We start from the raw sequence: 13,910 nt of genomic DNA, 5'->3' as shown, positions 1-13,910 counted from the left end.
GGTTAAATGGCACTATTGAGGATTACCTCTCCACACACACAACGGGCTGGGCGTCGCACTTCTTGGGTGATGCTCATGGTTATTTTGGCAACGATACCCGGTATCGCCGTGCAATCCTGGCTATTTGGCTGGGGCACCCTAATCAACATTGCTATCGCCGCCATCACAGCACTGCTTTCTGAAGCGGCGGTTTTATCGATGCGCCGTCGCTCCGTTGTGTTTTTTTTAACGGATTATAGTGCCCTACTTACTGCCGTCTTGCTTGGCATTGCCTTACCTCCTAGCGTGCCTTGGTGGGTAACAGTGACAGCCGTAGCCTTTGCAGTGATTTTTGCAAAACAGCTCTATGGCGGTTTAGGAAATAACCCGTTTAACCCTGCGATGGTGGGTTATGCCATTGTCCTAGTATCGTTTCCTGTTCCGATGACCCAATGGGTGGGTGCTTCTGACATGGTGTCATCGGGCTCTATGATGTCCCTATCACAAAGCCTGCAAGCCATCTTTCACCATTTGCCCAGCATTGACTCTTACACTATGGCAACCCCATTGGATGGGTTCAAACATAAAGACAGCCTCTCTAGCGCCGCTGCGTTTAACAGCATCGTCTCATTAAAAGGCGCCAATCTGAGTAGCTGGCTCTTCATAAACAGTGCCTATCTATTAGGCGGCTTAATATTATTAGTATTGCGTATCATTACTTGGCATACACCAGTGGCTGTACTCTCCTCTTTGGCCGTCATCTCTGGTGTTTTTTACTTGATTGATCCCAATCATGCGGCAACACCTTGGTTTCACCTAACCACGGGTGCCGCCATGTTTGGTGCTTTCTTCATCGCCACCGATCCAGTGACGTCCTGCACCAGTAACCGTGGAAAACTGGTCTATGGGACTGGAATCGGCATTTTAATCTATGTGATCCGTACATGGGGTGGTTATCCAGATGGCGTCGCTTTTGGTGTATTGCTGATGAACTTTGCTGCCCCTTTGATCGACTATTACACGCAGCCTCGCACCTATGGCCATAAGAAAGCCAAAAAGGGCCTAACCATTAAAGAGGATAACTAAGTGGACTTAATTGCCTCTATACGTCGTAACAGCATTGGTTTGGGCATTTTTGCCATTCTCACCGCAGGCTTGATCGCCACCATTCACTTGGTGACCAAAGACACCATCGCCAATAATGTGCTTAAAGCGCAGATCGCTGCATTTAATGATATTTTACCCGCTAATCGCTATGACAACGATCTCACCAAGGACACCGCTATACTGCCAGCAGACAAACTATTAGGCGGGGCACCTGTCAAAATCCATATTGCTCGAAAAAATGGCCAAGTCAGTGCCATTATATTCGAAACCGTCGCCCCTGGTGGCTATAATGGCCCTCTTGGATTATTAGTATCAGTAGACAGAAACGGTATTGTGACCGGAGCTCGAGTCATTAGTCAAAACGAAACCCCTGGCCTTGGCGACAAAGTGGATATTAAAAAATCTAACTGGATCTTGAGCTTTAATGGCCACTCTTTGGGTAATCCAGGGTTAGCTGGCTGGAACGTCAAGAAAGACGGCGGTGATTTTGATCAGTTTACTGGCGCCACTATCACACCACGAGCAGTGGTTCGCGGTATTAAAAACACTTTGATCTATTTTAAACAACACAAAGACTCGCTATTAGCGCGTTAGGAAAAGACATGAGTGCAGACGAGCAAATCTTAACCAGTGACGCCACACCAGACAATAAGCCAAGCGCTAATTACACTGAGATCATCTACAACGGCCTGTGGAAAAATAATCCCGCCTTGGTCCAACTCCTAGGGTTGTGTCCAATGTTAGCGGTCACCAGTACCGTAGTGAATGCCCTTGGTCTTGGTCTTGCAACGACTGCCGTATTAATGGGTTCGAATATGGCCGTGTCATTGATTCGAAACTATGTCGCTGATGCGGTTCGACTACCCGCCTTCGTGATGATCATCGCCTCTTTCACCACTTGTATTCAGATGATCATGCAAGCTTATACCTACGAGCTGTATCAGATTCTCGGCATCTTTATCCCTTTGATTGTAACCAACTGCGTTATTCTTGGCCGTGCCGACTCATTTGCCAGCCGAAACCCTGTGCTCCCCTCCATTCTAGACGGCATGATGATGGGGCTCGGTTTTACCTCAATATTGATCGTCCTTGGTGGGATGCGTGAGTTAATTGGTCAAGGTACCCTATTCTCTAATATGCAACTACTCTTCGGTAGCAGCGCCGCTCACTGGAAAATCATTGTCTTTCATGACTACCCCAATGTACTCTTTGCCCTGTTACCTCCTGGCGCCTTTATTGGTCTAGGCATTTTAATTGCGATGAAAAATTATCTGGATGAGCGCCAGAAAAAACGTCTTGCCGAACAAAAGTCAACTCAAACTCCTGTTACCACTAAGCGCGTTCGAGTGACTGGTCAAGCAGCGTCTTAATCTTATATAAATAGTAAAGAGAGTTAATGACAATATTATTGGCAAAAACAGCATTAATGATAAGATTCGTAATGATCAAAACAGACTTGATGCCAATTTAAGAGACAGACAGTGAATAAAGAAAAACGCTACGAGATTTTCGCTCGCCTTCGCGCTGAGAACCCAAACCCAGTGACAGAACTAGAATACAATTCGCCGTTCGAGTTGCTAATTGCAGTATTGTTTTCCGCGCAGGCCACCGACGTAAGCGTCAACAAAGCCACTAGAAAGCTATTTCCCATTGCGAACACCCCTGAAAGCATGCTTGCATTGGGAGTTGATGGTTTAAAAAGCTATATTAAAACCATTGGCTTATTTAACGCCAAAGCAGAAAATGCCATCAAAACCTGCCAAATACTTGTCGAAAAGCACAATAGCGTAGTTCCAGACACACGCGAAGAACTCGAAGCCTTACCAGGCGTGGGCCGAAAGACCGCGAATGTGGTCCTTAATACTGCCTTCCGACAAATTGCTATGGCAGTGGATACTCATATCTTCCGTTTTGCCAACCGCACCAAGGTCGCCCCCGGAAAAAACGTGCTTGAAGTGGAGCAAAAACTCCTAAAATTTGTCCCAAAAGAGTTTTTATTGGATGCCCACCACTGGATGATCCTTCATGGACGTTACATCTGCGTGGCACGCAAGCCTAAATGCACCGCCTGTATCATCGAAGATTTATGTGAGTTTAAAGAGAAAACGTCTATCTAGCTAAGCACAGCAGATACGTTAGACGTGAATTTACACTCCAGAACAGCATAAAAAGGACAAAATATATACTTCCACCTGAGACGACACACAATAAAACAGGTACTATAGCTCACATATAACGTCTCATTAGTCGCTTTCAAGGAGGAAATAGATGCAGTCCATAAAGACGTTTTTTCATGCAATCTATAGCCATGTCAAGCGATCATGTGTAGAAAGCACAGAGTATTTCTTACCCCATCACGCTTTTTACATTGGCATGATTGGACTATTTGGATTTCCTTTGTACTATTTGATATGGACATATGTGTTTCCACAACCCTACGAAAACATAACATTACGCCTTTTGGGTAGCCTTTTATTTGGGGGAATCAGTCTAATACGTTTCTGGCCACAATGGATGCGACGGCACATTCACCTCTATTGGTTCGTTACAATGATTTATGCACTACCCTTCTACTTTGGATTTATGTTACTCAAAAATAATGGCAATCTGGCTTGGTCAATGTCTATGATGGCTGGTTTGGCCTTACTAATATTGCTAGCCTATAATTGGGTGTTATTTATTACCCTATTTTCTATAGGATTCTCACTGGCTCTGATTGCGTACACTGCCACTTCAGATGACATTATGCTAGAAAACTATCTTGGTCAGTTACCCGTCTATTTATTCCTAATAGTCACAGCCAGTATAACTTTCTATTTTCCATACAAACTTAAACAAGAAAAACTTAAAGTGCTCGCATCGGTAGGAGCTGAAATCTGTCATGAGCTACGCACTCCTCTAATGACCATTCAGAACAATACATACGGCTTACATAAGCACCTCCCTAAATTGCTACATGGCTATGAGCTAGCTAAAGCCAATAATCTCGCCATTAACTCGATAAGACCAGATGCATTGAAGGCCTTAGAACAGTCCGTTCATCATATTGAAAAAGAAGTCGTGCACTCAAATACCATTATCGATATGCTGTTAATGAACTTGAGAAAAACAGAACCAAATACTGATAACTTTGGCTATTTTTCTATGGCAGAAATCATACAGGAAGCTCTGTATCGTTATCCGTTTGATTCAGCTAGAAGCAAACAAATCGTTAAAACAGACCTGACCAACAACTTTACATTTTATGGGTCGAATATACTGATGATGCATGTTATTTTCAATTTAATAAAAAATGCCCTAACCTTTACAAAAGGAGCGGCAGAGTCCAGTATCGAAATCGTTCTAGATAGTGATACTAGTGCAAACCATGTTCATTTTAGAGATAACGGTAAGGGGGTTTCCCTACTGGATAGGATGTTAATATTTGATAACTTTTACTCTTCCGGAAACCAAAGTATAAGCTCGGGAACCGGAATAGGGTTGGCTTTTTGTCAGAAGGTATTAACCAGTTTTAATGCCAAAATTAAGTGTTATTCTGAGCTTGGGGAATACACAGAGTTTGTGTTGAGTTTCCCTAAGCAATTGAAAAAAGATGGAATTTAAATGATGCTTAACTTCAATAAAAAAATGATTGATGCCTACTACCACCCTACTACTGTGGTGTTTTTAGACGACCATCAGGCCTTTCTAAACAGCATCCCATTGGCATTAGAAGCCAATGTGGCATATCAAACTTTTGTCGATCCTAAAGCGGCAATAGACTATATTAACACGCGAACTCAGTATCGCCCTTTGGTTGAAAACGACAAAGGCTGGCTGAGCGATACTCCCTACTCATATCATTATAAGCTGGACGTCGAGTCCATTTTACATAAAACCCATGATGGTGATCGTTTTTCCGAGCCATCCATCCTTGTTACCGACTACGCTATGCCGGGACAGAGCTACAATGGCTTGGATGTCTGTCAAGCGATTAATAATCCATATGTAAAAAAGATACTTCTAACAGGAGTTGCCGATGAACAAATTGCCATTGAAGCCCTAAACAATAAGGTCATTGACTATTACCTGAAAAAGAGTGATCTAAACGTTTTTGCTCAAATAAATCGGCTAATTGACCGTTACCAGCAAGAGTATTTTAATGACATGACACGAGTCATTCGAGAAAGCTTAAAAGTAAGCTGCCCTCTAATTGACGACCCTGCGATTGTGGAATACTTCTTTTCTATTATTGAGCAAAAAAACATTGTAGAGTACCATCTTAATATCCATTCCAACTCCGCTTCATTGGATTTTCTGTTGCTGGACGAGTGTGGCAATACCCATAGGCTATTGATTCTAAATCAGGATGACATCAAAGCTCATAGTGAGCTGGCCTCCGACAGTAATGCACCAGAGATGCTGATTACCGCCTTGGAAAATTACGACAAAGTCCCCCTGTTCTCAAGTTTGGATGGTTTTTATCATCCAGATAGACAAGAAGACTGGCAAAAATACTTGCACCCCTGTGTCCAAATTGTCGGACAGGAAACCTATTTAGCATCCTTCATCCATGCTAAAGATATTCCTTCAACGTTTCAGACAGAACAGTGTTTTTCTTTCCAACAGTATCTGCAAGGTGATTTGCCTGCTAAATTCTTATAGCAATGAAGAGTCTTCGGGACTTTTATCAAAAGCCCCGAAGATAAAAGCTAAGTCATAACGAAGCTTTTGATAGCATCATATAAAAATCAAGCAACACAAAGTGGCAGCATATTGGTTTGTTTTTGAGTGGAACGCCATTGGTCTAATCCAACTTCTTCCCGAATATCCCTAAAAACACCGATAACATATCTTAACTCATCCATAGTTAGGTAAGAGTTAACAGATAAACGCATTAACGCTCGATTTTTAGCGGTTGCAGGCGCACAAAATACTGAGCCAAAGACATCTCTAGCCTCTAAAACATCTTTCAGCACTGTCGTTTGCTTCTCTGTTCCCACTTCAAGGCCTATTATCTGTGAGCTTGATACACTTGTATTGTAACCTAACTCGCTAAGCGCTCTCCTTAGATAGGCAGCGTTACTATGAAGCCGCTCACGTCGCTCATCTGCAGTAATAATTAAATCTAATGTCTTATCCAAGCCTGCAATTTCGTATGGCAATAAAGCAGAACTAAAAATCGCAGGGTTTCCCGTGCATTTAAAATAGTCCGCAAAACCAGCTGGACAAGCAACAATGCCAGCTCGTCCAGCAAAAGCTTTGGCCAAACTGGCAGTTCGGAACATAACCTTATCTTGTAGGCCATAATCAACCACCATACCTCGCCCCTGAGGCCCGTGTGTTCCCAATGAATGGGACTCATCAACCAATAATATACAGCCCTTGTCGTAAGCTGCCTCCACTAATGCTTTTAAAGGGCAGACACTACCATTGGTACTGTATACTGAATCGACAATAACCAAACCGGAACCATGGCGTTCAATTAATGACATTAAATGATCTATATTATTATGGCGAAATGGGTAGACTGGAGACGTACTAAATTTTGTGCCATCCCACAAAGACATATGTGCCATCATATCAATATAGACAGGGGCATTGGTATGCTCAACAATTGATTGAATTAATCCAATATTGGCATTATAACCAGACTGGCAAAGCACCGCTTCATCAGACCGCATAAAATCCGCCATACGAGTTTCAAAACGCTGTTGAGGATTATCCCCATGCATATAGATAGAAGACATGATAATTAAATTATCCGAATCATCTAACACTTTCCGCTGCGCTTCAATAATAGCTGGATGATTTGCTAGTGACAGATAATCATTACTAATGAACTTAACTGATGATGCTGTTGCTGTAAGCCCATGCAAAGGATTACGCCCCCCCAAGTCTTCACATCGCTGGACGTGTTTATTCACTTTTTCAGCTAAATAATTAGGGTAGTTATTGATATTGTTTTTCATTACTCTTCTCCTTATGCCAAAAGCGGCATACTTGAAAAACTCAAAAAAGAGAAAAGAGCCAACGAACAGGAAGACCAGCCATCAAACCTTTGTCAGCGTGTCTTAGTAGGATAAGGAAAAAGTGTTATCACCATACACAAATAGAACATGAGCTTAACCCTCCTTCTTGCTCCTTATTGGTGACAGGCCACAATAAAAATTTGCTAAAACTGACCAATGCTCCTCGCATGCAGCTTTTCAATTTTTTGAGAGCCATTACCATCCCCATACAATAGGGACAGCAATTCATTGTAATCCGTTATCTAGTAACAAAAAGTAATGAAACCTGACAAAGGCCGATAAGGCAGAAAGACACCCCAAGAGAAGGCTCACTTATAGTTTAATAATTACTAAACTATAATTAATTAAGATTGAATTTATTAAACATTATTCACGGATCATGCTTCTCTTATACACATTCATGATGAGAGAGACCCACCTTTATGAGCCAGATCGCAAAAACCAAACTTACCCAAGCTCAATTAGACGCCCACTGGATGGCCTACACGGGCAACAGACAATTCAAACAAGATCCTCGCATCATTGCCTCAGCCGAAGGTCGTTATTACACGGATATCGACGGCCGAAAAATCTTTGATGGGCTCTCTGGTTTATGGACATGCGGTTTAGGGCACAGCGTCCCTTCTATTAACGAAGCCGTCGCGAAACAGGTAAAAACACTGGATTACTCCCCCGCCTTTCAATTTGGCCATGAAAAGTCCTTTTTATTGGCTGAGAAAATAACGGAGTTTATGCCTGCGCCACTCAATCGTATCTTTTTTACGGGTTCTGGTTCTGAGTCCGTAGATACAGCATTGAAAATCGCTCGCGCTTATTGGCGTAAAAAAGGCAAAGGCACAAAAACCAAATTTATTGGTCGTGCTAAGGGCTACCATGGCGCAGGGGTTTCAGGCTTTAGTGTGGGTGGTATTCCTGCCAATCGTACTTTATATGGACAAGGTCTTGAGTCTTATCATTTACCCCATACGCAAGTACCTGGCACGGAATTCTCAAAAGGCATTCCAGAAAAAGGCAAAGAGCGCGCCGAAGAGTTGCTTAACTTGATTAACATGCACGATGCCTCCAATATTGCCGCCGTGATCGTTGAGCCCATGTCAGGCTCCGGTGGTGTGATTATTCCCCCCGTTGGTTACCTACAACGCCTCCGCCAAATTTGTGATGAACACGACATCCTATTAATTTTCGACGAGGTCATTACTGGTTTTGGCCGCATGGGCGCAAAAACAGGGGCAGAAGCCTTTGGAGTAACACCCGACGCTATTACCCTAGCCAAACAAGTCACTAACGGAGCCATTCCGATGGGGGCCGTGGCGTTCAAACAGGAAATATATGACACCTTTATGGAGACAGGGGGTGCTGATTATATGTTGGAAGTCCCCCATGGCTATACCTACTCAGCCCACCCCATTGCGTGCGCCGCCGGTTTGGCTTCCCTCGAAGCAATCACACAACAAAACTTGATTGATCGGGTAAAGAAAATGAGCCCTGTTTTGGAGGAATGTGTCCATCAATTGAAAGCCGCTAGTCCACTCATTACGGATATTCGAAATTATGGCTTTGCTGCGGGAATGAGCATTGCCCATATTGATGGTGAACCCGCTAAGCGACCATTTCAAATTGCTATGCGCATGTGGGAGAAAGGCTATTATGTGCGCTACGGGGCCGATACGATTCAGCTAGCGCCGCCATTTACCACAGAAAAGTCAGAAATGGACAGTTTGATCAATGCGTTAGGTGATACCCTAAAGGAACAGCACTAACCGATTTAGCCTAAATGGTAAACAAAAAGTAAAAAATCCGAGCGGAATGACCGTTCGGATTTTTTTATTTCATAAAAATACCTATATTGAACACTGGTCGTAGGATGTGTTTTCCCTATAATACTTGTCAGCGTAAACTTTCGTAAAAGCACAAGAGAAAAAAAATGAAAGCACCATACATAAGATGTTTTTGGGCTGGAAGACTCTATTTAACCAATGGCATGGTGATGTCCGTTCACTGTACTCACATATCCTCTGAGCAAATAGAAGTGGAAGCTCCCTATGGTTCACAAGGTTCAAAACTGGTAAAGCTGGAACTAAACGCCATCCATGAAGGCAAAACAGCTCTCATAAAAGCACTTTGTAAACCTTTGGTAGATGTATTAAACGAACATAATAAGCACTACATCCGGCTCAGTTTTCACAAAATAGCTCCCAAAGACCTAGCGTATATAAAAACCTTTATTGAAGATAACTCTTAGTCCAATAATTATCACACTGCATCTACTCTACATCCATAATCTCGATGCGACGTGAAACATTTGCATTTTATCCTAATACTTTTCCTTCTAGCTCGTTGCTACAACGATTATAAAAGCAATCAAAGACTAGGCATGAGGCGAGCATCATGCCTAGCACTTTCAGATAACGCGACTTGACGACTTAGGACAAGGTTGTCTCAAACAGTTTCAACAACTTCTCACTGTCAACTTCCATACAAACTTGCGTCATCGGCACATTATTCCAATGGGGTTCAGGGAAATCCACACCTTGTGGTGCAAAAATCGTCTGACCAATGCCAATTCCTTCACAAGCAACACGCACCGCCCCTAATTCCACACCGAAGATACTTGGATCCATGGCATAAGCGATCGTAGAGGCATCGTGAAAGTAACAACCATTGACACCAAAACGACTACTATAGAAATTGATATAATGCTGTGCGCAGTCGTACAAGAATCCACCCTCTTCAGGATTGGCAGCTTTTATACGCCCAAGAACATTATTATCCAGTAACACCTGATGAGTCACATCTAAACCGATCATGGTCACTTGCCAAGGCGCAGTAAATACAACATCTGCTGCATGGGGGTCATTCATAATATTGGCTTCTGCAACAGGCGACACATTACCATATTCAATCGCTGTACCCCCCATCAAAATAACTTCGTCCACCAGCTCCGCGATCTCAGGATCTAACTTCAGCGCTGCGGCCAAATTACCCAATGGTCCCAATGCAATAATGGTTACCTCACCTGGGTACTGACGAACCGTATCGATAATAAATTGTGCCGCGCTTTCTTTGACGGCTTTACCTTTGGGAGCAGGCCAATTGATGTTACCAAAACCATCTTTACCATGAACAAAATCTGGATGCGGGCGCGGCTCAATCACGGATGGCACTGCAACACCTTGCGCAACGGGAACATCTACTTTCGCAATTTCCGTTAGAGTAATGGCATTTTGCGTTGCTAGCTCAACAGGCACATTACCAAATGTGGTAGTAAGACCCAGTACATCCAATTCTTTCGCTTGGAATGCAAAAAAGATCGCCATAGCATCATCAATGCCTGGATCTGTATCAATAATAATTTTACGAGCCATATTCGACTTCCTCTTTTTATATAAATTTAGTCTGCCAATACATCGACATGACAAACTAAGCTTGTTCGGCTAAAAACTCATCGACTTCTGAAATACTTGGAATGGCACTTGAAGCTCCCATTCTTGTGACGCAAATAGCAGACGCCGCACAAGCGCGTGTAAGCGCTTCTTTCATATTTAACTGATCCATTAAGGCGGATAGGCAAAAACCGATAAAGGTATCTCCCGCAGCAGTGGTATCCACCGCTTTCACAGAAAATGCTTCAACAAATAGATTTTCATCTTGATTAAAATAACGCACTCCGGCTTTCCCTAGTGTCATCAGCACAGCTAATTCAGGGTAAGCTTTCGGCAGACCGTAGATTGCCGCATCCACATCGCTAACACCAATTAGGTCCATTGCTTCTACTTCATTAACAATCAGAAGATCAACAAAAGGCAGAACTTCCTTCGCTAATTGAGCATCCATTGGCGCGGGATTAAAGGCAACTTTCAGTCCTTTTGCTTGTGCTTGACGCATAATATATTGGATTAGGTTTGTCTCATTTTGTAGCAACACCCAATCTTCAGACGAGACTTGGGACAAGACCTGATCAACTTGTTCCTCCGTCAATGCATGGTTCGCGCCTTGAAATAAAATAATGGCATTTTCTGCCTCTTTATTCAGTTGAATAATCGCATGACCCGTCGGCACATCCAGCCTAGCAATCAAGTCCGTATTCACCCCAAGGCCAGACAATTGTGCCAAAATTTGCGCATCATTTTGATGAACCGCACCAACGTGCTTAACATCAGCCCCCGCTTTCGCCAAGGCAACAGACTGATTCGCCCCTTTGCCACCAAGCAAACATTGATAACTGTCCGATGCCATGGTTTCACCTGGTCGCACAAAGTGATCAAGTTGATAAAGGTGGTCGAGGTTAATCGAACCAAAATTATAAATTGCCATGTAATCTTTCCTTCTGGATGAATAGCGTTCAGTGGTCTGGGAATGACCCTTCAGTCATTATACGCAAGCTTAAAAAATAATTGACCATCTGTACAAAAATAAAAAACGCCCTATTCAACCTGAATAGAGCGTTTATAGACATAGACGACGAGTAAATCCAGACTTTACTGGATTACTTATCAGAATCTAAAAAGCCACGTCCTTTCTGCGCTGCGATTCGCATACGCAATGCATTAAGTTTAATAAAGCCAGCCGCATCTTTTTGATCGTAAGCACCAGCATCATCTTCAAAAGTCGCAATAGAGCTATCAAACAAACTATTGGGCGATTGACGGCCAACAACGCTCACATTTCCTTTATACAATTTCAAGCGCACGGTACCAGAAACGTATTTCTGAGATGTATCAATCATTGCCTGCAGCATGCGACGCTCTTCAGACCACCAGAAACCATTATAGATCACTTTTGCGTAACGAGGCATTAGTTCATCCTTAAGATGCATGGCCTCACGATCCAGTGTGATGGACTCCATCGCACGGTGAGCACGCAACATAATGGTGCCCCCAGGGGTTTCGTAACAACCACGCGCTTTCATACCAACGAAACGGTTTTCTACGATATCGATACGACCAATGCCGTTTTCACCACCGATTTTGTTCAAAGTTTCCAAAATAGTGGCTGGCGACATTTTTTCACCATTAATAGCAACTGGGTCACCATGCGCGTATTCAATTTCAATATAAGTAGGGGTTTCCGGTGCTTGCTCAGGAGCCACCGACCAACGCCACATATCTTCTTCTGACTCTATCCAAGGATCTTCTAACTGATCACCTTCATAAGAGATATGCAACAAGTTGGCATCCATGGAGTAAGGCGACTTTTTCTTCTTAGTTGAAAAGTCAACGGGGATCTGATGCTCTTCACAGTACTTCATTAAGGTTTCACGAGACGTTAGACTCCACTCACGCCAAGGTGCAATCACTTTTACACCAGGCTTAAGAGCGTAAGCACCAAGCTCGAAACGCACCTGATCATTACCTTTACCAGTCGCACCGTGAGCAATAGCATCGGCTCCGGTTTCATTAGCAATCTCAATCAAACGCTTAGCAATCAGAGGACGAGCAATTGAGGTACCTAGAAGGTACTCACCTTCATAAATAGTGTTTGCTCGGAACATGGGGAAAACAAAGTCTCGGACAAATTCCTCACGTAAATCTTCAATGAAGATTTCCTTAACACCCAACGCTTGAGCTTTCGCGCGAGCAGGTTCCACCTCCTCACCTTGACCTAGGTCAGCGGTAAAGGTCACTACTTCACACTGATACTCTTCTTGAAGCCACTTCACAATTACCGAAGTGTCTAGGCCGCCTGAATAAGCCAGCACTACCTTCTTCACGTCAGACATTCTTTCTGTTCTCCTCAACGATGTCACGCAACCACAGTAAAACAGCGGCGCAAAAATTAAAAAAAGGGGCTATCTAGTGTAAGATTTCACTACTTCCTTAGCAAGTAAAAAGCCCAACACGTCATTGAATTTAATGGAATCGTTGGGCTCTTATGAAGACTTGGCAGAATAACCAATCATTACTTACCAATTTTTTCTAAACGAATGGTCACACGACGGTTACGCTCACGGCCTGCTGCCGTACGATTACTGGCCGCTGGGTAACGATCACCATGATAACGGGAAATGATTTTATCGACTGGTACACCTTGTTTTAGCAAATACGCCGTTACTTTTTCAGCTCGCTCTTTAGACAGCTCCCGATTATCACGTCGTGAGCCAACGTTATCTGAATGACCATCAATGTAGATGTATTCAACTGTCGGGTCATGCTTCACATACAACGCCACCAAATCTAAACGTTGCTTAATACTGTCGGTGAGCCGCACTTTTCCAGACGGAAATAAGGCCGCCGTACGAGCAATCTGATCGTAATTAACCGGTAATAGAGACGACAGACATTGGCGAAATTGATTATAAGCAGGTTCAAAATTAATATTAGACAAGCTCACTTCCACCACTTCACGACGATCTTCCCAAGCCGTACCGGCGACCATTGGTTGTCGACCATGATCCAAACTGGTTAGCATTCGTTCCGCCACTTTACCCCCTACCTCAACCGTCAACCCGTAACCTGGGTAAGGCAAAATATCAAGCGTTTCGGGTTTGATGCCAGGAGACCATTCCGGCGCCTGAGAAATGATATAAACCTGTCCCGGCCCTAGTTTCTCATTATTGGGCTTAAGCACAAACTTCATAGGCTCGCCCGCTTCTTTTATAAAATGTCCAACGCCATAATGCGGCACGGGATGACTCAAGCTGCATGAAAAAATATCACCCGATAACAGCCATTTCGAATCCGTGATGCCAGACTGATACAGTATGGACGCCTGAGAACAGGCCACAAACATACTGCTTGCGAACAGAAAACAAGTGCGTGTTATAAATCGTTGGGTAATTCCCATTTAGAGATCTCGTTCAAGCATTATCAATTG

The 13,910-nt window shown here is 43.4% G+C and carries 13 protein-coding genes; 8 read left to right on the top strand and 5 right to left on the bottom strand.

Annotation, left to right across the window (positions count from 1 at the left end; all coding sequences use genetic code 11):
• Positions 1-6: 6 nt before the first annotated feature.
• The 6 genes from rsxD (at position 7) to JHD45_RS04500 (ending at position 5,730) form a co-directional block, all read left to right on the top strand.
• Positions 7-1,065 (top strand): electron transport complex subunit RsxD, encoded by a 1,059-nt coding sequence (gene rsxD, locus JHD45_RS04525; RefSeq protein ID WP_199475278.1) that lies wholly within the window; start codon positions 7-9, stop codon positions 1,063-1,065.
• Entirely contained in the window at positions 1,066-1,680 is a 615-nt protein-coding gene (gene rsxG / locus JHD45_RS04520) for an electron transport complex subunit RsxG (RefSeq protein ID WP_199475270.1), read from the top strand.
• Between the two features lie 8 nt (positions 1,681-1,688).
• Positions 1,689-2,456, top strand: a complete 768-nt coding sequence (locus JHD45_RS04515; RefSeq protein WP_199475268.1) for an electron transport complex subunit E — start codon at positions 1,689-1,691, stop codon at positions 2,454-2,456.
• Between the two features lie 111 nt (positions 2,457-2,567).
• Positions 2,568-3,203 (top strand): endonuclease III, encoded by a 636-nt coding sequence (gene nth / locus JHD45_RS04510; RefSeq protein ID WP_199475266.1) that lies wholly within the window; start codon positions 2,568-2,570, stop codon positions 3,201-3,203.
• Between the two features lie 433 nt (positions 3,204-3,636).
• A complete protein-coding gene (locus tag JHD45_RS04505; RefSeq protein WP_233407571.1) occupies positions 3,637-4,689 on the top strand; it encodes a sensor histidine kinase in 1,053 nt (350 codons plus the stop codon).
• Positions 4,690-5,730: a response regulator transcription factor gene (locus JHD45_RS04500; RefSeq protein WP_199475257.1), complete on the top strand. Its 1,041-nt coding sequence runs from the start codon at positions 4,690-4,692 to the stop codon at positions 5,728-5,730.
• Positions 5,731-5,816: 86 nt separating this feature from the next.
• Here JHD45_RS04500 and cqsA read toward each other — a convergent pair whose 3' ends face one another.
• The gene (cqsA, locus tag JHD45_RS04495; protein ID WP_199475255.1) at positions 5,817-7,037 is read right to left on the bottom strand and encodes an alpha-hydroxyketone-type quorum-sensing autoinducer synthase; all 1,221 of its coding nucleotides are present in this window, start codon (positions 7,035-7,037) and stop codon (positions 5,817-5,819) included.
• Between the two features lie 482 nt (positions 7,038-7,519).
• Here cqsA and JHD45_RS04490 point away from each other — a divergent pair, with 482 nt between their 5' ends.
• On the top strand, positions 7,520-8,857 hold the full coding sequence (locus JHD45_RS04490) for an aspartate aminotransferase family protein (protein ID WP_199475248.1): 1,338 nt from the start codon (positions 7,520-7,522) through the stop codon (positions 8,855-8,857).
• Between the two features lie 164 nt (positions 8,858-9,021).
• Entirely contained in the window at positions 9,022-9,339 is a 318-nt protein-coding gene (locus JHD45_RS04485) for a hypothetical protein (RefSeq protein WP_199475246.1), read from the top strand.
• A gap of 181 nt (positions 9,340-9,520) precedes the next feature.
• On the opposite strand, the gene JHD45_RS04480 is transcribed toward JHD45_RS04485, so the two are convergent.
• The 4 genes from JHD45_RS04480 to JHD45_RS04465 all read right to left on the bottom strand — a co-directional run bounded on the left by JHD45_RS04480 (position 9,521) and on the right by JHD45_RS04465 (position 13,880).
• The gene (locus JHD45_RS04480; RefSeq protein ID WP_199475244.1) at positions 9,521-10,462 is read right to left on the bottom strand and encodes a nucleoside hydrolase; all 942 of its coding nucleotides are present in this window, start codon (positions 10,460-10,462) and stop codon (positions 9,521-9,523) included.
• Between the two features lie 55 nt (positions 10,463-10,517).
• Positions 10,518-11,411, bottom strand: coding sequence for a ribokinase (locus JHD45_RS04475; RefSeq protein ID WP_199475242.1), 894 nt, complete (start codon positions 11,409-11,411; stop codon positions 10,518-10,520).
• Positions 11,412-11,583: 172 nt separating this feature from the next.
• The gene (locus tag JHD45_RS04470; protein ID WP_199475240.1) at positions 11,584-12,816 is read right to left on the bottom strand and encodes an argininosuccinate synthase; all 1,233 of its coding nucleotides are present in this window, start codon (positions 12,814-12,816) and stop codon (positions 11,584-11,586) included.
• Between the two features lie 179 nt (positions 12,817-12,995).
• On the bottom strand, positions 12,996-13,880 hold the full coding sequence (locus JHD45_RS04465) for a flagellar protein MotY (protein ID WP_199475238.1): 885 nt from the start codon (positions 13,878-13,880) through the stop codon (positions 12,996-12,998).
• Between the last annotated feature and the right edge of the window lie 30 nt (positions 13,881-13,910).

The organism is Marinomonas spartinae (genome assembly GCF_016461715.1).
Taxonomy (GTDB): domain Bacteria; phylum Pseudomonadota; class Gammaproteobacteria; order Pseudomonadales; family Marinomonadaceae; genus Marinomonas; species Marinomonas spartinae_A.
The sequence above is the reverse complement of the archived record's forward strand: the minus strand, read 5'-3'. Positions and strand labels throughout refer to the sequence as shown.